This window comes from Gordonia sp. NPDC058843 (assembly GCF_042743165.1).
In the GTDB taxonomy this organism is placed as follows: Bacteria; Actinomycetota; Actinomycetes; order Mycobacteriales; family Mycobacteriaceae; genus Gordonia.
This window is the reverse complement of sequence record NZ_JBHYNC010000024.1, coordinates 15,285-38,474: the sequence shown is the minus strand read 5'-3', so window position 1 is coordinate 38,474 and position 23,190 is coordinate 15,285. Positions and strand designations below refer to the sequence as shown.

Sequence of the window (23,190 nt, the reverse complement as noted above, 5' to 3'; positions counted from 1 at the left end):
TCAGATCGACCAGACAACAGCCCGACCGGCGAGCCACCAACGCGAGCCGGCAGGGAGCGAAACACGGGGGGCGTGTCAGCACCGGGGGGAATCTCGGCTGCCGATCGTGAGCCAAACGATCACCATGCTCCTCGGCTCCGAAGCTCAGTCCGACAACCGCGGCCTGACGGCAAGTCCTCGACTCCGGGCCACACGCCCTGAGCTCGGCGGACCGGAGTTCGAATCCACACGCTCGATCAGGGTTCGACGCTGCCGTGCGGGCGCACTCACAGGGGAGGCACGCGTGACCACAGACGACGCGGTCCGGAACACCGTTGCTACCGACATCGACACCGGCCTGACGATCCCGATGACCGCCGCACAGCGCGGCATCTTCTACGCCCAGCAGCTCGAGCCGGACGTGCCGATGACCATCGACGCGTACGTCGAATTCCGCGGCGACACATCGGGTCCGCAGGGCGACGACGGTGACGACCCCCTGGTCGACGTCGATCCCGACATCATGCAGCGTGCCGTCACGCTCACCGAGCGGGAGACCGAAGCCCCTCTGCTGCGGCTGATCCCGACCGACGACGGCGAACCGATGATGGTCCTGGACCCGTCGCAGGGTGTGGTGCTCGGGCGGCAGGACTTCTCCGACGCCGCAGATCCGCGCGCGGCTGCACTGGCTTGGATCGACCGCAGACGAAGCGCCAGTTCGGACGTGTTCGCCGACCGGATGCTCGAGACCCACCTGCTGAAAATCGGCCCCGGACACTCGATCTGGTACTGCCACGGTCATCACATCGGATTCGACGGCTACGCCGCCATGTACATGATGCTGCGCGTCGCCTCGCATTACACGGCGATCGTGAACGGGACCCCTCCCCCGGTCGCCGACACCGCGTCGATGGTCGACATCGCGGAGTTCGATCGTGAGTACCGCGCGTCGGCGAAATTCGTCGAGGACCGCGAGCACTGGGCGTCGCGTCTGGCCGACATGCCGGAAATGACCACTCTCACCAGCCTTTCCGCGTCTGCCGCGCCGTTGTCGGACGTCCGGACGGCGGTACTCGACGACACTCTTGTCGCCCGCATCCGCGAGCTCGGCCGCACCCACCGGGTCCGACCTGCCTCGGTCATCACCGCCGCCGTCGCCGCCTACGTCGCGCGCTACACCGACCGCGACGAGGCGATGCTGAGCCTGCCGGTCGCAGCCCGCGATCGCGACGTCCTGCGCACCTCGGCGGGCCTGACCTCCAACGTCATCCCGCTGCGTATCGCGCTCGACGACGAGACGGCCACGCTGGCCGATCTACTCACCTCGGCCAACTCGGAGATCAAAGTCGCCGTCAAGCACCAGAAGTTCCGGCACGAGGACATCACCTCCCAGATCCTCGGGGCGGCCGGCGCGCGACGGGGCTTCTTCGGGCCACTCGTCAACGTCATGCTGTTCTTCCAGCACATCGACTTCGGTCCGCTGGAGGGCGAACTGCACGTCCTGTCCACCGGTCCGATCGAGGACCTCTCGGTCAATGTCTACGACAGCCTCGACGGCGGGATGACCCTGGACCTCGAGGCGAATCCGAACATCTACCCGGCCGATGAGATCACCACTCATCATCGGCGCCTCGTCGAGTTCGTGACGGCCTTCGTCACCGCACCGGTCGAGACGAGGGTGTCGGACCTGCACGTTCTCACCGAAGACGAGAAGCTCGCGCTGCCCGAACGCATGACCGGGGACCGCGTCGAGCACGGCGACATCACACTCGTCGATCTACTCGACGAGGCCGCCGCAGCCCACCCCGCCGACACCGCGGTCACCGACGCGCAGGACGGACGCTCGCTCACCCACCGCGAGTTCGCCGACGCGGCAACGCAGATCGCGGGTGCACTCGCGCGTCGTGGGATCGGCCCCGAGAGCGTCGTGGGTGTTCAACTGGGCCGCAGCACCGACCAGGTCGTGGCGCTGCACGCCGTCGTCCGCGCCGGCGGCGCGTTCCTGCCGATCGACCCGGCCGAGCCGGCCGAGCGGCTCGCGCACATCCTCGAGGTGGCCTCGCCCGACCTCGTCATCACCGACGAGGTACTGGCCGACCTGCGCGCCGACGAGGACCCCGACGCCCCCGTGCCGGCGCCCCCGCGCCCCGACACAGCCGCGTACGTCCTGTTCACCTCCGGCTCCACCGGGAAGCCCAAGGGCGTGGTCATCACCCACCGCGCGATCGTCAATCGCCTCGCCTGGATGCAGTCCCGCTATGAGCTGACACCGGATGATCGGGTGCTGCAGAAGACACCGTCCACCTTCGACGTGTCGGTGTGGGAGTTCTTCTGGCCGTTCACCAGCGGCGCCGCGCTCGTCGTGCCGACCGCCGACGGACACCGCGACCCGTGGTACCTGCGCGACGTGATCGCCGAACACGGGGTCACCACGGTGCATTTCGTCCCGTCGATGCTGGCCGCCTTCGCCGCTGCCCTCGACGCCGACGACGCATCGACACTGACCGGCCTGCGACGGATCTTCACCAGTGGTGAGGCCCTGACTCCCTCGACGGTGGGTGCCACGGCGGCGCTGACCGCCGCGCCGATCCACAACCTGTACGGCCCCACCGAGGCCGCGATCGACGTCACCCACCACGACGACTGCCGCTCCGACGCCCCGGTGATCCCCATCGGGTCACCGGTGTGGAACACCAGCGTCCACGTGCTCGATCATCGCCTGCGGCCGCAACCCCCGGGCGCGATCGGCGAACTCTATCTCGGCGGCGTGCAGTTGGCCCGCGGCTACCGGTCCCGCGCGGACCTGACCGCATCGCGGTTCGTCGCCTCGCCCGCGGCTCCCGGCGAACGGCTCTATCGCACCGGCGATCTGGTCCGCCTGTCGGCCGCCGGTGAACTGGAGTACCTCGGCCGCACCGACTCACAGGTCAAGATCCGCGGCCAACGCGTCGAACTCGGCGAGATCGAATCGGCCCTCAGCGGACTCGAGGGCGTCACCGCCGCCGGTGTGGTGATCCGGGACGACCTCGTCGCCGGTGAGTCCACGATCGTCGGATACGTCACCGGCACCGGGTCGGCTGAGCGCGACCTGCGTGCCGACCTCCGCAGCGCGCTGCCGGATCACATGATCCCCACGGCGATCATGGTCCTGGACTCGCTGCCCACCACCTCCAACGGCAAGCTCGATCGCCGCGCGCTGCCGCGGCCCGATCTGCGGACCCACCGTGAGTTCGTACCCGCCCGGACCGCGCTCGAGCGCCTCGTCGTGGCCACCGTCGCCGACGTGCTGGACCTAAACGACACCGTGTCCGGCGACTCCCCGGATGCCGGTACGGCCTCGGTCTCCTTGGGCGACAACTTCTTCGAGATCGGCGGCTCGTCGCTCTCGGCGACTCGGATGGCATCGCGCCTGTCCCGGACCACCGGCCACCGGATCGGAATCCGTACCGTCTTCGACGCCGACGACCTCGCCGGCATCGTCGCGACGATCGCCGATCTCGGCGTCGATGCCGACCATCTGTCGACCGCGGCTGACACGGGCACGGACGACACCGCCGGACGGACCGCATCCGGGGCCGTACCGCTGTCGCCGGCTCAGCACCGCCTCTGGCTGGCGACGCGACTGGACCCGGCGTCCTCGGCAACCTACAACATGCCGTTCACCGTCCGTTTCGTCGGCGCGCTCGACACCGATGCACTCCGGGCTGCCCTCGTCGACGTGGTCCGTCGGCACGAGCCGCTGCGTAGTGTCGTCGCCGAGATCGACGGCGTGGCTTGCATCGTCGCAACCGACCCGGACGCGGTCGATGTCGATCTACCGGTGCTCGCGACCACCGACATCGCACAGTGCCCGGATCGCGACTTCGCCGCACTTCCGTTCGACCTCGCCGACGAGATCCCCGTTCGCGCGCGCCTGGTCCGGACCGCCGACGACGATCACCGGCTGACGATGGTCGTCCATCACATCGCGGCCGACGGCTGGTCGCTGGCGCCCCTCGCCGGCGATCTCGCCACCGCCTACCGCGCCCGTCGCGACGGCACCGAACCCGCATGGGCCGCGCTGCCGGTCACCTACTCTCAGACCAGCGCCGCACGTCACGCCTGGCTCGACGAGAGCCCCCATGCCGCAGCCGAACTCGAATTCTGGCGCGACAACCTCGCCGGGGCCCCGGGCGAGACCGAACTGCCGCTCGACCGGCCTCGAAGCCGGGACTCCGAGGTCACCGGCCGGTCCGGGTCGTCGGTGACCTCGACGATCGACGGGGACACGTACGGCGCGATCCGCACCATCGCCGCCGGTTCCGATGCCACCGTCTTCATGGTGCTCCATGCATCGGTTGCGGCGCTTCTCCGTTCGCTCGCACAGTCCTCGGACATCATCATCGGCACGCCGGTCTCCGGACGCGGCGACGCCGACGTCGACGACCTCGTCGGCATGTTCGTCAACACACTCGCGTTGCGCACCGATGTCGACAAGGACATGCCGTTCGCCGACCTGGTGGCCAAGGTCCGCGACGCCGACCTGAACGCGTTCGACAACGCCGACATGCCGTTCGACCGGCTGGTGACCGAACTCAATCCGGTCCGTTCCGGCAATGTCCACCCGTTCTTCCAGGTGTCACTGGCCCTGGAGGATCGCTCCGCGATCCGCCTGGACTTCGCCGGGCTCTCGGCGACCGCGTCCCGCGTGGACACCGGCCGCACCACCTTCGACATGCAGTTCACCTTCACCGAGGTGCGCAGCGCGACCGGCGAGCCGACCGGACTCACACTCGAGATCGGTTATGCCACCGCCCTCTTCGATCGGGACACGGTCGCCGGACTGGGGTCGCGCCTGATCCGCATGCTCGAGGCGGCGACCGCCGACCCGAACGCCCCCGTCGGCGACCTTCCGGTCCTCGACCTGCACGAACGTCTCGACCTCGTGCCGGCCGTCGGTGCGGGTCGCCGCCCGGTCGAGCACCTGACCCGGCTCCTGTCGGCGGCGGCGGAGTCCGCGCCACACCGCGTCGCGGTCACCGACGGCACCCGGTCACTGACCTACCGCGAACTCGACGCGGCGTCGAACCGGCTGGCGCGACTGCTCATCGACGGCGGTGCCGGACCCGAACACCATGTGGCCGTGTCGCTTCCGCGCGGTGTCGAGTGGATGACCACGATGTGGGCGATCGCCCGCACCGGAGCCGCCTGGGTCCCCGTCGATCCCGCGTACCCGGCGGGCCGCATCGAACACATGCTGACCGACTCGGGCGCGCGACTGCTCGTGACCGATCGCTCATCCGATCCCCGCACCGGGGGCGAGCTGACCACCGTCGTGATCGACGACCCGGCCACCCGCGACCGTATCGACGCGCAATCGCCCGCCCCCGTGTCGGATTCGGAGCGGCGCAGCGCCGTCGACGTCGACCAGCCCGCCTACCTCATCTACACGTCCGGGACCACCGGCACACCGAAGGGTGTGGTGGTCAGTCACCGTGGACTCGCCGACTTCGGCGCACAGCAGGTCACCCAGTACGGGATCACCCCCGGGAGCCGGACGATGCACATGGCGTCGCCGAGCTTCGATGCGTCGGTGCTCGAGATCCTGATGGCGGTCTCGGCCGGTTCGACGATGCACATCGTCCCGCCGGGAATCGTCGGCGGTGCCGAGCTCGCCGAGCTGATGCGCGACGCGCGGATCACACACGCGTTCCTCACCCCGTCGGTGCTGACGACCATGTCCCCGGGCGACGTCCCCGACCTACAGGCCCTCGTCATCGGTGGTGAGCACCCCAACTCCGAGGTGGTGCGCACCTGGTCGACCGGCCCGAAGCTCTTCAACGCCTACGGCCCCACCGAGACCACCGTGGTCGCCGCGGTGTCGGCACAGATCAGCCCCGACTACACGACGCTCACGATCGGCCGGCCCATCCGCGGGATCTCCGCGCTGGTACTGGACGAGCGGTTGCGTCCGGTCGCCCCCGGTGCCGTCGGCGAGCTGTACATCGCCGGCGAGCACCTCGCCCGGGGATACCACGGAGTCCGGCCGCTGACGTCGAAACGCTTCATCGCCAACCCGTACGGCGATCCCGGCGAGCGGATGTACCGCACCGGTGACCTCGTGTCCTGGACCTCCGACCATGAACTCGAGTTCCGCGGGCGCGCCGACCATCAGACGAAGATCCGTGGGCATCGCATCGAACTGGGTGAGATCGACGCGGCCCTCGTCTCCGACGACGCGGTCCGTGCCGCGGTCACCACCACGCACGGCGAAGGCGATCGCGCCCATCTCGTGTCGTATGTGACGACAACGGACGGCGAGCACGGCCAGGCCGCCGCGGTCCGGGATCGGTTGGCGCAGCGCCTGCCGCGGCACATGATCCCGTCGGCGATCATCGAACTCGACGAGATCCCCACGACCCCCATCGGCAAGGTCGATCTCAAGGCACTGCCCGCGCCGGAGCCTGCCTCGATGGGTGACGACGTCGCCTACATCGCACCTCGCACGCCCATCGAGCAGGCCGTCGCCGATCTCATCGCCGAGCGTCTCGAGCTGGAGCCGGGCACCATCGGCCGCGATCACGACTTCTTCGATCTCGGGGGCAACTCACTGCTGGCCACCCAGATCGTCGGCGCCCTGGAAAACCTCACGGGGCATCGCATCCCGGTCCGCGAGGTCTTCGACCACTCGACCGTCGCCGGTATCGCCCGGCTCGTCGGTGCCGACGAGGGCGAGCAGTCCCTCGTCGAGGCGCGGACCCTGCCCGACCTGCGCCACGATCCGGACAGCCCCGCGCACCCCGGACCCGCGCAGCAGCAGCTCTGGTTCCTCAATCAGCTGGCGATAGGTCCCGACGCCGGCGCCGAGCCCGCGGGCGAGGCCGAGACCGGCTCGTCGACAGCCGATTACGCCATCGCTTTCGCTCTGGACCTTCGCGGCGAGCTCGACGCGGATGCCCTGTCGGGGGCCCTCCGGTACGCCGTCGACCGCCACGAGATGCTCCGCACCGTCTATCCCGAGCACGACGGGCGTCCGGTCCTGGACGTGCGGCCCGCCGCCGAGGTGCACACCGACCTGACCGTCGCCGAGACGTCTGCCACCGACTGGCAGGCGCAGGCGCAGGCGCTGGCCCGTCGTCCCTTCGACCTCACCGTCGATGTGCCGCTGCGGGTCGCCCTGCATCGGATCGACGGCGACGCCGCGCATCACAAACTGACCCTCGTCATCCACCACATCGCAGCCGACGGCTGGTCGATGGTGCCGCTGCACCGCGACATCACCCGCGCGTATGCCGAACTGTGCTCGGTCACCGTGGACGCCGCCGCACCCACGACCCCCGACGCACCCTCGTCTCTGGACTATCGCGACTACCTACGCTGGCAGGCCGACCAGCTCGACACCCGGCCCGAACTGGCCGAGTGGTGGCGACAGGACCTCGACGGGGTCGACGTCGGGCCGATCCTGGTGCCCGATGCGCCGGCCGGGACCCCCCGAACCGCGGGTGTGGTCGAGGTCGACTTCGACGCTGCACTGCGCAGCCGGCTCAGCGATCTGGGCGGCGGCCGGGCGACCGAGTTCATGTGCGTGCACGCGGTTTTCGCTGCCCTGCTGCACCGGTTGAACGCCGATCCACAGGTCCACGTCGAAGGCTCGGCGTCGGACATCGTGATCGGCACCCCGGTCGCGGGCCGCGCCGACCCCCGTCTCGCCGACATCGTCGGCATGTTCGTGAACTCCGTCGTCCTCCGGACACCGGTCGACGGTAGCCAGGGATTCGCCACGCTCCTCGACTCGGTACGCAACCGCGACCTCGAAGCCCTGTCGGCCGCCGACATGCCGTTCGAGCAGATCGTCTCGATGCTCAATCCGCCTCGTACGGACCGCCATCCGGTGTTCCAGATCGCCCTGGCCTTCGACGCGGGCGTCTCCGACACCCTCGAACCGGATCACACCCGGGTGAACCTGCCCGGCCTGCAGATCGTCGCCGAGGAGATCGAGACCGCGGCCGCCCGATTCGACCTGGAGTTGCGGGTCCGCAACGGGCGCGCACGGTTCACCTTCGCGACCGACGTCTACAGTCCCGAACGCGTCACCGAACTGGCCCGGATGTTCGTCGACCTCGCGCGTGCGGTCGCCGCGGAACCGTCGACACCCCTCGACGACCTCGCCGTGATCGACGAACCCACCGCCGTGACCGATCCGGAGAACCGCGACCATGCCGTCGAGCCGAGGCACCTCGCCGACATCATCGCCGACACCGTGATCGATCATGCCGATCGGGTCGCGGTCGAGGACGGTGACCGCACACTCACCTACGCCGAGATCGATCGGATGTCCGCGCGCTGGGCGCGCACCCTTCGCGATCTCGGGGTCGGGCCGGAAGACGTGGTCGCGATCGCCGTCGATCGCAGCCTGGAGTCGGTGATCGCCACGTGGGCCGTCGCCAAGTCCGGCGCCGCCGCCCTGCCGGTCGACATGCGTTACCCGGCCGAGCGAGTCGCCCACATGATCGCCGATTCCGGTGCCATCCTCGGCATCAGCAGCGACGACCACCGTCGCGATGTGCCGCACGACATCTGGTGGCTGACCCCGCAGGACCTCGGCACCGGGGAGCACACCGCGTTCCGCCCCTCGGTCCGGCACGTCGACTCGGTCGCCTACATCGTCTACACCTCGGGGTCCACCGGAAAGCCCAAGGGCGTCAGTGTGACCCATCGTGGCCTGGCCGCGTTCGCGGCGACCCAGCGTGAGCGCTACGAAACCGGTCCCGGTGACCGCACCCTGCTGTTCGCCTCCCCGTCTTTCGACGCCTCGATGCTGGAGTTCCTCCTCGCGGTCGAGTCCGGCGCGACGATGGTGGTCGCGCCGACGACGATCTACGGCGGAGACGAGCTCGTCGAGTTCCTCGACGAGCGCGAGGTGACCCACGCGTTCATCACCCCGTCGGCGCTCGCCGCCGCGGCAACGCATCCGCTCCCCCACCTCCGGACCCTCGGAGTGGGCGGCGAGGCGAGTACCCCGGAACTGGTGGCGCGCTGGGGCGCCGACCGTCGCTACATCAACTCCTACGGCCCCACCGAGACGACGATCGTCGCCGCGATGTCGGCGCCGCTGCGCGCAGGAGAGCCGATCACCATCGGCACCCCGGTGCACGAGTGCACCGCGCTCGTCCTCGACCACCGGTTGCGCCCGCTGCCCGACCACGTCCCCGGTGAGCTCTACCTCGCCGGGCCGGGCGTGGCCCGCGGTTACCTGGGCAGGCGGAGCCTCACCGCCGGCCGATTCGTGGCCTCGCCCACCGGGGGCGGGACCGTCATGTACCGCACCGGCGACATCGTCCACCGCGGCGCCGACGGCGCCCTGATCTACCACGGCCGCAGCGACAACCAGGTGAAGGTCCGCGGGTTCCGCATCGAACTCGACGAGGTGAGCGCCGCACTGGCCGCCGTGGACGGAGTGGACTTCGCCACCACCGTCGTCCGCGGCGAGAGCGCATCGGCCACGTTGGTCGGATACGTCACCCGGTCGGGCGCGACGTCAGACCCCGCCGAGACTCCCGACTCCGAGACTCCCGACCCCGAGGCTCCCGGCCACGAGACTCCGGACGCCGGAACCCTGGATCCCGCGACGGTGCTCGAGTCCGTCCGTCGCCGGCTGCCCCGCCACATGGTTCCCTCCGCGATCGTCGTGCTGGACGAGATCCCGCTGACCGGCAACGGCAAACTCGATCGTCGGGCGCTGCCGGAACCATCGGCGAGCAGCATGGCCGCCACCGGCCGCGCGCCGCGCAGCGACGCCGAGACCGCACTGGTCGGCATCGTCGCGGACGTCCTCGGTCTCGCCCAGGCCGAGGTGGGTGCCACGGACGATTTCTTCCAGCTGGGCGGTACCTCACTGCAGGCGACCACGCTGGTCAGTCGGATCAACCGGTTGTCCACCGAGGGCAGGCTGCGGGTACGGGACGTGTTCGACAACCCGACCGCCGAAGCCCTCGCGGACCTCGTCGGGCTGCCGGCGGATTGGGAGGCCGACGCCGACGACTCGGCGAGCCGCCCGGTTAGACGGGATGCGTTCCCGCTCGCGCCGGTCCAGCGTCGCCTCTGGTCGATGGCCGCCGCCGACCCCGCATCGACCGAGTACCTCATGCCCTTCGTCCTGCGACTGTCCGGAGACGTCGATGTCGACGCCCTCCGCGGTGCGCTGATCGACGTCGTCGCACGACACACGAGCCTGCGGACGGTCTTCGAGGCCGTTGACGGCACACCGTCCGGCCGGGTTCTCGACGATCCCGAGGCGATCATCGGCGCGTTGACCCCGGTCACGCCCGCGAACCCGGACGCACTCATGAGCGAGGTCGCACGCCTCGCGTCGACTCCCATCGACCCGACCACCGAGGCGCCCCTACGCGCATCACTCCTCGTCGATCCCGGCACCGATGACGGTGCGGCCGACCACGTCCTGATGCTCGTCGTGCACCACATCGCCGCCGACGGTGCGTCGCTGCCGATCCTCGTCGGCGACCTGGCACAGGCCTATCGCGAACGACGCGCCGGCCGCATCGGAGCCTGGGCCGCAGCCGAACTCGACTACCGCGACCACGCCGTCGAGAGCGCGGATGCGCCCGCGATCGCCGCCGAACTGGGGTTCTGGACCGAGCACCTCGCGGGGGCGCCCGCCGAGAGCACGGTCGAACCAGTCGGTAGTGGACAGTGGCAGTCGGGCGGACAGGGACAATCGGGCCGGCGACGCGAATCCGGTGCGCGGTCGGTGAGCCTGCCGCTCCCGGCACACACCAGGGCCGGCCTGACCGCCTTCGCCCGGGAACAGTCGACGACACCGTTCTCCGTCATGCACACCGCACTCGCGATCCTGCTGCACCGTCTAGGCGTAGGAGACGACCTGGTCATCGGCAGCCCCGTCGACAACCGCACCGGGATGACCGGTGTCGACCGCGACTACAGCGGCGTCGTCGGCATGTTCGTGAACATGGTGCCGTTGCGCAGTCACCTGCGCAGCGCGGAGACCGTCGCCGCGCTCGTCCGCCGGACCCGCGACGCCGACATCGACGCCCTCGATCACCGGGGCGTCCCGTTCGACGACATGGTGACCGCACTCAATCCCGAACGCGCGCACGGACGCCACCCGATCTTCCAGGTGGCGTTGTCGGTGCACGACTTCGCCGGTGCCGCACCGACCCCGGTCGGTGGCGCGGACTCCCTGGCCGGGACCGCCGTCCGGATGGACGACGAGCTCCTCGCCGAGGTTGCCGAATTCGATTCGCTCGCAGCCAAGTTCGACCTGCAGTTCACCGTCACCGGGCTGGGCGTCACCGACGCCGACACCGACGCCGCCGTTCAGATCACCTACGACGCCGCGCGATACGGCCACGACGATGCCCAGATGCTGGGGACGCGGCTCATGCGCGTGCTGCGCGGAATGCTCGGCGATCCCGGGCGCGCGATCGGCGACATCCGTATCACCGACCCCCTCGAGGTCGCCGAACGCACCCCCGCCCTGGGACCGCGGGGTAAGACGCCGACGACGCTGGACGTGCTGATCGCCGACGCCGTGCGACGTCACCCGGATGGTGTTGCCGCCATCGGGCAGCCCGCCGGGGACGGCGACTGCCCGGAGACTCTCACCTACGCCGAGCTCGACGCCCGCTCGAACCGGCTCGCACGTGTTCTGCTCGGGCGTGGGGTCGGCGCCTTCACACGTACGGACGACGACTCGGGCACCGAGGGTCCCGACGTCCGGTCGTCCCGGGAACCGGTGGTCGCCATGGCGATCGGCCGCTCCCTCGACTCTCTCGTCGCGATCTGGGCGATCGTGAAGGCCGGCGCCGCGTATGTTCCGATCGACCCGGAATACCCGGCCGACCGCATCGCGCACATGCTCGACGACAGCGGCGCGCAACTGGTCGTGACGACCTCGTCCTCCTGGGACCGCATCCAGGAGAGCTCGACCGGCAACGACGTACCGACCCTGGTACTCGACGCCGCGTCGACCAGGACCCGGATGAAGCACTCGTCGCCGGCACCGATCACCGATGCCGAGCGGGCGTCGACCATCCGCCCGGATCAGTTGGCGTACATCATCTACACGTCCGGTTCCACCGGTAGGCCCAAGGGTGTCCTGGTCCCGCACAGCGGACTGCGTGCCGTACACGACGAGCTCGCTGAACGCATGAATCCCGGACCCACTTCGCGCGTACTGCATTTCGCGTCCCCGAGTTTCGACGCCTCGGTACTGGAAATGCTTCTCGCACTGGCCGGTTCGTCGGCACTGACCATCGTCGAACCGCACGTCTACGGTGGTACCGCGCTCAGCGACGTCATCGACGCGCGGCAGGCCACGCACGCGTTCATCACGCCGGCCGCGGTCGCCAGCATGGACCCCGCGGCAGTGCCGTCACTGCGCGTGCTCGCGGTCGGTGGCGAGGCCTACGGAACCGACCTGGTCCGACGCTGGTCGCCGGGGCGCACGCTGATCAACGTCTACGGGCCCACCGAGACGACGATCATCACGACCGGCAGCCGTTCGCTCACCCCGAACACGCCGCTGACCATCGGCACGCCGAACAACGGTGTCGGCGCGCTCGTCCTCGACGAGCGACTGCACCCGGTCCCGCCCGGCGTCACCGGCGACCTGTACCTGACGGGCGTCCAGCTCACCCGCGGGTACCACCGCCGGCCCGGGCTCACCGCGGTGCGGTTCGTCCCCGCACCCATGGTCACCGGGCCGCGGTTCGCCGGCCAGCGGATGTACCGCACCGGCGACCTGGTCCGCTGGACCGGCGACGGGCAGATCGTCTATGTGGGACGCAGCGACACGCAGGTCCAGGTCCGCGGGTTCCGCATCGAACTGGGTGAGATCGACGACGCACTCGCCGCCGAACCCGACGTCGACTTCGCCGTCACGCTGGTGGACGGCAGCGGGACACAGGCCACCCTGCGCAGCTACGTGACCGCGACGCGCGGGTCCGACCCCGAGCCCACCGATCTGCGACGCCGGGTGGCGCGCCGCCTGCCGCGGCACATGGTGCCCGTCTCGGTCTCCGTGCTCGACGACATCCCGCTGACCCCGACCGGAAAGCTCGACCGTGCGGCGCTGCCGACACCGGTCGTGTCCGCATCGGGCAGAGCACCGGCACCCGGGACCGAGGCGACCATCGCCCGCGTCTTCGCCGAGGTGCTCGAGGTCGAGGTCGACGCCGTCGGTGCCGACGACGGATTCTTCGACCTGGGCGGCAACTCTCTCATGGCCACCACGGTGACCAGCAAGCTGAGTGAGCTCACCGGGCACCGCGTCGCGGCGCAGACCCTCTTCGGGGCACCGAGTCCCGCCGAACTCGCCGACCTGCTCGACGGCGGCGCAGACGTCGACGGGGGCGACGGACAGTCGGCGTCGGCGTCGGGTCTCGGCACTCTCCTGCCGCTGCGTCGAGCCCCGCGACACACCGGGTACGACGCCCCCGCACCGCTGTTCGTGGTGCATCCGGCGATCGGCCTGTCCTGGAGTTTCACCTCGCTGCTGCCGCACCTGCCCGCCGACCGCGCGGTCTACGGCCTGCAGCATCCGGCACTCGCCGGCGATCCGTGCCCCCGCACGATCGCCGACCTCGCCGAGGTATACGTCTCACGGCTGCGAACGGTCTCTCCCGAGGGGCCGTACCACCTGCTCGGGTGGTCGCTGGGCGGACTCATCGCCCACGAGATGGCCGTGCAGTTGCAGGAGGCAGGCGAGACGGTCGAGCAACTCGTCGTGCTCGACAGCTACGTCGTCGCGGAACGGCCCGACCTCGACACCGAGGCGTCGATCGCGGAACTGATGCGCGAATTCGGGCTCGATGTTCCCGACGAGATCACCGCAGCGGGCACCGGCGAATCAGCCGAACTCTCGGTCGCGGACGCGTTCCGCGTCATCTCGGCCGCGGGTGGAGCACTGGGCGGACTCTCCGAGGACACGCTCACGACCGTGCACGAGGTGTTCCGGCACGCTTCCCCGCTGGCGCGGAACTGGCAACCCCGGGTCTTCGACGGTGACCTCACCTTCGTGACCGCGACCGTGGACGCGCACGACGGTCCACCGGCCGTCGCCGATTGGCACACCAAGGTCACCGGTCGCGTCGTCGAGGTCGAGGCCACCAGTACCCACGCACGCATGTTGTTGCCGGAGAACGTCTCCGAGTGGATGACCGCAATCGAAGCAGTCCCGGCCACACCGGGAATCGCAGCACAGGAGGAGGAATCATGACGAACCCGTTCGACGACACCGAGGGGACCTTCCGCGTCCTCGTCAACCACGAGAATCAGCATTCGCTGTGGCCGGATTTCGCGCCCGTCCCCGACGGCTGGCACGTCGTGTTCGGCCCGTCGGGACACGACGAGTGCCTCGAGTATGTCGAGGAGAACTGGCGGGACATGAGGCCCGCCAGCCTGATCCGCACCATGGAACGTTCGCAGGACAGTGAAAGGGAGGTCACACATGGGGCGGCACAGTATGGATGACACGACATCGGCTGACACGATGTCGGCAGACTTGGCAACGGCAGACACGGCACCGGCCACGGCTCCCCGCGGCGCACTCGACGCGATCACCCCTGCGCCGAATGCACTCGAGCTGCGTGGACTGCGAAAGACGTTCCGTACGGGCCTGTTCGGCCGTGGTCGGCGCGTCCACGCCCTCAACGGACTGGACCTGACCGTGCCCTCCGGCACCGTGCACGCGCTGCTCGGTCCCAACGGCGCAGGCAAGACCACCACCGTCCGCGCGGTCGCGACCCTGATGAGGCCCGACGAGGGCTCTGTCGTCGTCGACGGCGTCGACGCCATCGCCGACCCCGGCGCGGTCCGCAAGATCATCGGTGTCTCCGGTCAGTACGCGGCGGTCGACGGGAACCTGACCGGTTTCGAGAACCTGCGGATGGTCGGGCAGCTGTACGGACTCTCCCGGGCCGAGGCTTCCGCGCGGGCACGGGAACTGATCGCCGACCTCGCTCTCGAGGACGCCGCCGACCGGCCGATGCGCACCTACTCCGGCGGTATGCGGCGGCGACTGGATCTCGCCGGAGCCCTCATCAACCGGCCGTCCCTGGTGATCCTCGACGAACCCACCACCGGGTTGGATCCCCGCGGTCGCCGGCAGATGTGGGAGGTCATCACCGAACAGGTCGCAAACGGCGCGACGGTACTGCTGACGACGCAGTACCTCGAAGAGGCCGACGCGCTGGCAGACGAGATCACCGTCATCGACCACGGCACCATCCGAGCGCAGGGCAGTGCCGCCGATCTCAAGGCGTCCACCGGCGCATCGATCCTCACCATCGCGGTGCGTTCGGACGACAGCCGGAACGACGAGCTCGTCGCCACGACGCTCGCCGAGATCGGACTCGGTATGCCCGAACGACTCGGTACGGGTTCCTCCGGAACGAACCCAGCCGAACTGGCCGGTACCAGCGGCTCGACGTGGTCGATCCCGGTCGACGACGGGACGCGTAGCTCGGTCGCCGCCGTCCGGGCGCTGGCCGCCGCGGGCATCGACGTCGTCGACGCCACCGTCACCACGCCGACCCTCGACGACGTGTTCCTCGCCCTCACCGAGCGGAACCCCCATCCCGGCACGGACCGGCTCGACGACGACGCCGATACCGGCCGCGACGGTGCGTCGACCGAGCACGCCGATGGCAACGCACTCGGCGCCGACGACGCGCGCGATACCACGACGACCCGAACGGATCGACTTCATGCTCACTGACACCGCAGTACTGGTCGAGCGAAATCTGCTCACCGTCAAGCGAATTCCCACCCTGCTCATCAGCGCCACCATCCAGCCGCTGATGTTCGTCTTCCTGTTCGCCTACGTCTTCGGCGCAACCTTCGGCGGGGGCTCCTACCGCGAGTTCTTGATGGCCGGCATCTTCACCCAGACCGTGGTGTTCAACGCGGCCTTCACCACCGTCGGCCTGGCGAACGACACCTCCGACGGCATCGTCGACCGGCTCCGGTCGCTGCCGATGTCCCGGCTGGGCGTCATCAGCGGTCGGGTCACCTCGGACATGCTGCTGGGCATCGTCGGTCTCGCGGTGATGGTCGCCTGCGGTCTGGCGATCGGCTGGCGGGTGTACGGCAGCGCCGGCGACGCCGCCCTCGCCTTCGGCATCATCGGACTGTTCGCACTCGCGATGGCGTGGGTGGGTGCGGTGACCGGCCTCGCCGCACCGAATGTCGAAGCCGCGCAGAGCATCGGCTTCCTGTGGATGTTCCCGGTCACCTTCTTGTCGAGCGCATTCATCTCCGCCCAGAGCCTGCCGGGGCCGCTGCGCACGATCGCCGAGTGGAATCCGGTGACGGCCGTGGCGACCGCGTCTCGCCAGCTCTTCGGCAACGAGGCTCCGCCGACCTTCCCCGAGGCCACCGGATGGGTCGCCGACCATGCGGTCGGGTATTCGGTGGGTTCGGCCCTGGTCATACTGGCGGTGTGCATACCTGCCTCGCTCATCCTGTACCGCCGGTCCGCGAACCGGTGACCTGCAAGTCAGTCATCCGCGAATCCGCGATCGGAATACCCGTGATCGACGATAGGCCGAGAAATCCCCATGTGTTCGTTACCGTGGAACAGTGACACCGGACGATGGCAGCGCGGCCGCCGACGCGCACCACGGACGCGGGGGCGAAGCACAGATGTTGCGGGAGTTGCTTGCCGCAGCAGCGACGGGCGACCGAACCGCGTTCTCCAATCTGTACGACCGCACGAGTTCACGCATCTACGGACTCGCGTTCCGGGTGGTGCGGGACCGCCAGTACGCCGAGGAGATCGTCCAGGAGGCGTACCTGCAGTACTGGCAGAAGGCCGGCGAGTACCAGCCCGGGCGCGGTTCGGTCATCACATGGATGATGACCATCGCCCACCGGCGTGCCGTCGACCGCGTGCGGTCCGAAGAGCTGCAGCAACAGCGGATGTCGCACTACGGCGCGTTGTCCGTGGAGACCCCGCGAAACATACCGCTCGAGGTCGTTGTGCAGACCGACGAGGCGCGTACGCTACGAACATGTCTCGGTACGCTCACGGAACTGCAACGGAGCTGCATCGAGATGTCGTATTTCGGGGGCCTGACCTATCCCGAGGTCGCCCGGCACACCGATACCCCCCTACCCACCATCAAATCTCGGATACGAGATGGCCTGCGTCGGTTGAGAACCTGCCTGAGGACGCACGAGGACGCCTGATCCCACAATGACCACACCCGATACGACATCCGGGGACCGCGAGGCCACCTGGCTCGACGATCACGTCGAACTCTTCGCCGTCGGTGCGCTGACCCCCGACGAGACCACTCGCGTCGAGTCAGAACTCGCCGCCCTGGCACCGCAGGAGCGCGCGGACTACGACGCGCAGATCATCGACATCCAGGCGGCGATGGCCGGTTTCGCGACCACCTACGCGCTCGACGCGCCGCCGGAACTACGCGACCGGGTGCTGCACCACGTCTTCGAGGGCGCGGCGTTGACCCCGGATGCGTACGTGCCCGCAGGCTCCGACCCCGGTCTGCAGACCCCGGTCGGCGCGCCGATGGCGCCGCACCCCGCGGCGCCGGCCGGAACGGACCGATCCGGAGAGACCGACCTCGCGCCACCCCCCATCGAACTGCGGCCCCGCGACGCACAGCACGGGCAACACCGGGCCGATCGCACCGCGCGGCGCCCGGCACGTGCGACCGCGATCCTGGCGGCGGCAGCAGTGACCGTGGCCGTGGCGCTGGGAGCCGGCGTGCTCATCGGTCGCACCACCGCACCCGATACGTCCACCTCGACGACAGCGCTCAGCGAGTCCCAGCGGGAGGTACTCGGGGTGCTCACCGCCGCGGACGCGTCGGTGAGCGTCGAACCCCTCGCCGGCGACCGCGGGACCATCGCGGTCGTGACCTCCGAGTCCGCCGACCAGGCGGTCGCACTCCTGCGGGATCTGCGCACGCCGATCCCCGCCGACAGCACCTACCAGCTGTGGTTGGTGGGTGCTGCCGCCCAACCCGTGCCCGCGGGTCTGATCCCCGGCGACGACACCGCCCCGGTGGTGGTGAACGACGTGGCCGGGTCGAAAGTGCTCGCGGTGACCATCGAGCCGGCCGGCGGCTCACCGCAGCCGACGACGCCGATCCTCGCCCAGGTCGCCCTGTAGACCAGCGCAGATTCACTCCATCGGGTGACAGTCGTAGCGTTCTCCACAGCCCAGGCGATCCATAGACTGAGGAGCCGGTCGGTGCGTCGGTGAACGAGTGCGTCTCGAGAACGAGTGGGTGCGGTGTGAACGGAATCGGTCGTCGGGAACAGCGGCAGGGACGGTCCGGCGGATGGAAACTGATTGCGGGTCTGGTGACGGTGGGCGCGGTCGTCGCGGGCCTCGGGACCGCTCCCGCGACACCGGCGTCTGCGGCACCGGCGTCTGCGGCACCGGCGTCGGCCCCCGACCGATCCCGCATCATCGACACCTACACCGACGATCCGCAGCAGGTGACGCTGCTCGTCCACTCGGCGGCGATGAACCGCACTGTCCCGGTCACGGTCCTCACCCCACGGAACCGTTCACGGCCGGCCCCGACGCTGTACCTGCTCAACGGCGCCGGCGGCGGCGAGGACTCCGCGACCTGGGACGCACGGACCACCTACAAGCGGTACTTCGCCGACAAGCACACCTACGTCGTCACCCCGATCGGCGGCGCCTACTCGTACTACACCGACTGGCAGCGGGACGACCCCGTCCTCGGCCGCAACAAGTGGCAGACGTTCCTCACGAAGGAACTCCCGCCGCTCATCGACGACGAATTCGACACCACCGGGGTCAACGCGATCGCCGGGATCTCCATGGCCGGGACGTCGGTACTCAACCTGGCCATCGCCGCCCCTGGGCTGTACCGATCCGTAGCCGCCTTCAGCGGCTGCGCCCGCACCAGCGATCCTGCCGGTCAGCAGTACATACGGCTGGTTGTCGAGGACCGTGGGCAGGCCGACATGACCAACATGTGGGGACCGCTCGACGGCCCTGGCTGGCGCGCGAACGACCCGTACCTGAACGCAGCGAAACTCCGCGGCAGCAAGGTCTACATGACCACCGGTACCGGAGCACCGGGCGTCCACGAGCAGCTGACCGACCCGAGCATCGGGGGCGACGGCTTCACCCTGGCTAATCAGGCGATCCTGGGCGGCGGGATAGAGGTGGCCATCGACATCTGCACACGCCAGATGGTCGAGCGCATGCGTTCCCTCGACGTCCCGGTGCACGTCAATTTTCGGCCGACCGGCACCCACTCATGGGGCTACTGGCAGGACGACCTCTACCAGACCTGGCCGAGAATCGAACGCGACCTGCGCTGACATCCGCTCACACACCGATCCGACCCCTCGTCCGGTCGTGATCCGACCCCCGCGGGCCGGGGACTCACCACGAGTCGAGGCCGGTGTAACCGTCCTGGAGGGCGCGCGCGAACAGATGCGTCTTGGTCGGAGCGCCCCGACCGACGGCGGTGTATTTGGCACGGATTCGTGCAAGGTGCGTACTCACCGTCGAGGCCGAGATGAACAGACGCCCCGCGGCGTCTTCCTTGGAGTCGGCGGCGAGCCACGCCAGCAACACCTCGACCTCGCGGTCGGAGAGGCTCGGTCGCTGGATCACGGCCGCCACCTCCGCATTGCCGCGATAGTCGGCGAGACGCGCAACAGGCTTGCGCGCCAACATGTTCGGTGCATCAGCACGGCGTGGTGCCGACGACGCCCCCGTCGTGAAGATTTCTGTCGTCGCCGTCATTGATCCATCCCCTTTTCGATCGGCGCATTACTCACGTCCCCGACGCCGCACGCTCCACGCGTTCTCATCGTTGTCCAACGGTAGGTCGGCCGAGGTACTGGTCGGTAGACCCAGAATTGGGGACCACGGCGCCACCCGAAGCGATCGCACACCCGGTTCCCCATGCTTCCCTCCTCATGTCCGAGTTCTTGTTCACGCCACTGCGACTCGTCCGCGGTTCGCACCCGCTCACCGCCGGCGTCCGCGAAAGTCGTCGGACGCCACCCCGGTGGCGCGTCGAAGTCGTTGCGGCACCGGCAGCCAACCGTCCTCGACGGCGCGTTTGAACAGGTCCACCTTGGTGCGCGTGGGCCTCCCCGCGTCCGCGTATTTCTGGCGGATCCGTTTGAGGTACTCGTTGACCGTCTCGGCAGACACCCCCAGTGCGGCACCGACCCGCGCCGAGGTCTCCCCGGATGCGTATAGCGCCAAGACCTTCTGTAGCTGAGGCGACAGATCCACGGCGGCGAGCTCCGGATCACCGTCGATGGCTGCGGCCCACTCGGTGGTGAGGACCGCCCGACCGCGGGCAGCCGCCCGGATCGCATCGATGATGACCGACTCGTCGGCTGACTTGAGCACCACGCCGAGCGCTCCGGCCCGCGCGGCCGATCTCAACAGTGACGGATGCTCCCCGGAGGTGTACACAACGGTGGCGACCCCGGCCGCCGACAGCGTGTTGACGTTCTCGCGTGGCGTCGTGCCGTCGTCGAGACGCAGATCCAGCAGGACGACGTCGAGAGGCATCCCGCCCAGCACCGCGTCGACAGTGGAGGCCGCGCAGACGAGAGAGATGTCCACAATCGGGTCGAGCACACGCTCGATCCCCCAGATCGGGGAGCGATGGTCGTCCACCATCCCCACACGGACGAGGGACACCCCATCCGCCGAAGCCTCTGCAGCCATCGCGCCCACCCCCTCGGAACCCGGCCCCGCCATCTACCCCGACCGTTGTGGTGGCATCGCAGCGTCGACGGTTCTCAGCAATCACGGTTCTCAGCAATTACACAGTGTTTTTCAATCGCTTACTCAGCGAACGTATCCGACGAGTCGGACACCGCGCCTCGTCGTCGACGTCACCAGCGACGATCCGTCCCAATCTGAATGCAGTTGTGTCCACATTCTGGGGGACATCGTCCACAGCGACCCCACCCGAGACGGTCGCATGCGAGACTAGAACACGTTCTAGAAATCGTGACTGCATGCCGGCCTGGCCCGGCAACCGATCCCGACCCGACACGCAGAAGGAGAACAGGTGAGCGCACCTTCGACCCACGACGTCCTCGGCACTCCGGTGACGATGCCGGTCGAGATCCGGCACGCGCGGTGCTTCGTCGCCGGTTTCACCGCCGACACCGCAGCCGTCGCGCGGGCCATCGACGCCGAGTCGGCGCAGCCGGGGACACTCCGGCCGCTGCGCATCCGGCCAGGTCGCACCATGTGCATGGTCGTGTTCGTCGACTACGTCGACGGCGACCTCGGACCGTACAACGAGTTCGGGGTGTGCTTCCTCGTGGAGGACCCGACGACCCCGCCCGCCTCGCCGATCCGGGCACTGCGCTCCCTGCTGAAGGGAGACGCACGTGCGCTCGTGCACCGCCTCCCGGTCGACGGCGACTTCACCCTGGCCGCCGGTCGCGGCATCTGGGGATTCCCCAAGACCCTCGCCGAGTTCGACGTCGACCACTCGTCGGCCACCAAGCACGGTCGCCTCGTCTCCGACGGCGCCCTGGTCGCGGAACTGAGCGTCAAACCGGGCGTCAAGGTCCCCGATTCCACGGCCGACACCGTGTTGCACGCCTACTCACAGCTCGACGGGATCACCCGGATGACACCGTGGCGGCTCACGTCGACCACCGGCACCCGCACCCGGATCGGCGGTGCGAGCCTCACACTCGGCGACCATCCCATCGCCGACGAACTGCGGTCCCTGCGCCTCGGCCGGCACGCCTTGATGTCGAGCTCGGTCGATCGGATCACGATGCGTTTCGAGGACCCCACGCTCGTCTGACGAGGCAGGTTCTCGCTGATGACGCCGGCCGGAGGACGCCCGGGCCGCGGGCGGCGGACAATGAGCTCATGAGCAATCTGGAAACGGACCCCGTCGAGGTCGAGTGCCATGCCGACGCCGGCATCGCCGCGGGTTCTGGCCTACTCCACATGGACGTACTCACCGCCCGCGACGTTCCGTTGGGCGGCCCCCGCGCGATGACAGTGCACCGGACACTCCCCCAACGCGCCCGGTCGCTCATCGGGGCCTGGTGCTTCATCGACCACTACGGTCCGGACGACGTCGCGAGCAGCGGCGGGATGGACGTCCCGCCGCACCCGCACACCGGACTCCAGACGGTCAGCTGGCTGTTCACCGGCGAGGTCGAGCATCGGGACACGATGGGCAACCATGCGATGGTCCGCCCCGGCGAGATCAACCTCATGACCGCCGGACACGGCATCGCGCACACCGAGGTCTCGACACCCGACACCACCACCTTGCACGGGGTCCAGCTGTGGGTCGCACTGCCGGCCGACAACGCCGACACCCCACGCGACTTCGCGCACCATCGGCCCGACGAGCTCGACCTCGGCGGGGTCACCGCCAAGGTCTTCCTGGGAGAGCTGTTCGGTACGCGCTCGCCGGTCCACACGTTCACGCCGCTGACCGGCGCGCAGCTGGACTTCGCACCCGGCGCCACGGTCGACATCGACGTCGATCCCGAGCACGAACACGGCATCCTCGTCGACACCGGCACCGTCGCGGTGGCCGGCAACGACGCCGCGGCACCCCTGTCCCGCACCGAGCTGGGTTACGTAGGACTGGGCGCTCGTCGGATCACGCTGACCAATGTCGCCGAGACCGATGCCCGCGTCGTATTCCTCGGCGGTGCACCGCTTTCCGAGGACATCGTCATGTGGTGGAACTTCATCGGGCGCACGCACGAGGAGATCGTCACCTACCGAGACCAGTGGGAAGCCCACAGCGAACGATTCGGACAGGTCCGCGGTTACGTCGGCCCGACCCAGCACCTGCCCGCGCCGACGCTGCCGCACTCCCGGCTCCGGGCCCGCAGCAACACACCCGGTCGCGCGGTCCCCTGATCTCTGGAGGCGCGTGATCCGAAAGTCCCGCGAGAATCCCCTGCCCCCTCAGGTGCGAGGAGCGCAAGCGACGAACCCCCTGCACCCTGATCCGAGAGAACAACACACCCATTGGTCCCTAATCCGAAAGAACCGCATAACCCCTGCTCCCTGAGGTGCGAGGAGCGCAAGCCGCCGGGCCGAGCAAGCGACGAAGGAGCGCGTCGAGGTCGACGAGCCTCGAAGGGCCTGGTGAGACACGATGCGAGACCCTTCGTGGCTCGCTTCGCTCGCACCTCAGGGAGCATGGATTTCGG

The 23,190-nt window shown here is 69.1% G+C and carries 11 protein-coding genes; 9 read left to right on the top strand and 2 right to left on the bottom strand.

Features of this window, described 5'->3' with window-relative positions; all coding sequences use genetic code 11:
* Positions 1–283: 283 nt before the first annotated feature.
* From ACFW3F_RS16080 to ACFW3F_RS16050, 7 genes are all read left to right on the top strand, one after another.
* The gene (locus ACFW3F_RS16080) at positions 284–14,215 is read left to right on the top strand and encodes an amino acid adenylation domain-containing protein (RefSeq protein WP_388059023.1); all 13,932 of its coding nucleotides are present in this window, start codon (positions 284–286) and stop codon (positions 14,213–14,215) included.
* Positions 14,212–14,469 (top strand): MbtH family protein, encoded by a 258-nt coding sequence (locus tag ACFW3F_RS16075; RefSeq protein WP_388059021.1) that lies wholly within the window; start codon positions 14,212–14,214, stop codon positions 14,467–14,469. Before ACFW3F_RS16080 ends, ACFW3F_RS16075 begins: the two co-directional genes overlap by 4 nt.
* Positions 14,447–15,715: an ABC transporter ATP-binding protein gene (locus ACFW3F_RS16070; RefSeq protein ID WP_388059019.1), complete on the top strand. Its 1,269-nt coding sequence runs from the start codon at positions 14,447–14,449 to the stop codon at positions 15,713–15,715. The genes ACFW3F_RS16075 and ACFW3F_RS16070 overlap by 23 nt, the downstream gene beginning before the upstream one ends.
* Positions 15,705–16,487 (top strand): ABC transporter permease, encoded by a 783-nt coding sequence (locus ACFW3F_RS16065; RefSeq protein WP_388059017.1) that lies wholly within the window; start codon positions 15,705–15,707, stop codon positions 16,485–16,487. Before ACFW3F_RS16070 ends, ACFW3F_RS16065 begins: the two co-directional genes overlap by 11 nt.
* Positions 16,488–16,578: 91 nt before the next feature.
* Entirely contained in the window at positions 16,579–17,187 is a 609-nt protein-coding gene (gene sigK / locus ACFW3F_RS16060; RefSeq protein WP_388059015.1) for an ECF RNA polymerase sigma factor SigK, read from the top strand.
* Between the two features lie 7 nt (positions 17,188–17,194).
* Positions 17,195–18,136 carry an anti-sigma factor gene (locus ACFW3F_RS16055; protein ID WP_388059013.1) on the top strand — a complete coding sequence of 314 codons (942 nt, stop codon included), beginning with the start codon at positions 17,195–17,197 and terminating at the stop codon, positions 18,134–18,136.
* Between the two features lie 125 nt (positions 18,137–18,261).
* Positions 18,262–19,329: an alpha/beta hydrolase gene (locus ACFW3F_RS16050; RefSeq protein WP_388059011.1), complete on the top strand. Its 1,068-nt coding sequence runs from the start codon at positions 18,262–18,264 to the stop codon at positions 19,327–19,329.
* 64 nt (positions 19,330–19,393) lie between these two features.
* Here ACFW3F_RS16050 and ACFW3F_RS16045 read toward each other — a convergent pair whose 3' ends face one another.
* Positions 19,394–19,759: a response regulator transcription factor gene (locus tag ACFW3F_RS16045; protein ID WP_388059009.1), complete on the bottom strand. Its 366-nt coding sequence runs from the start codon at positions 19,757–19,759 to the stop codon at positions 19,394–19,396.
* A gap of 228 nt (positions 19,760–19,987) precedes the next feature.
* Positions 19,988–20,704, bottom strand: coding sequence for a helix-turn-helix transcriptional regulator (locus tag ACFW3F_RS16040; RefSeq protein WP_388059007.1), 717 nt, complete (start codon positions 20,702–20,704; stop codon positions 19,988–19,990).
* A gap of 349 nt (positions 20,705–21,053) precedes the next feature.
* Between ACFW3F_RS16040 and ACFW3F_RS16035 the strand changes: the two genes are divergently transcribed.
* Together ACFW3F_RS16035 and ACFW3F_RS16030 are read left to right on the top strand one after the other, a co-directional pair.
* A complete protein-coding gene (locus tag ACFW3F_RS16035) occupies positions 21,054–21,809 on the top strand; it encodes an acetoacetate decarboxylase family protein (RefSeq protein WP_388059005.1) in 756 nt (251 codons plus the stop codon).
* A 68-nt stretch (positions 21,810–21,877) separates the two neighbouring features.
* The gene (locus ACFW3F_RS16030; RefSeq protein ID WP_388059003.1) at positions 21,878–22,894 is read left to right on the top strand and encodes a pirin family protein; all 1,017 of its coding nucleotides are present in this window, start codon (positions 21,878–21,880) and stop codon (positions 22,892–22,894) included.
* Positions 22,895–23,190: the final 296 nt, after the last annotated feature.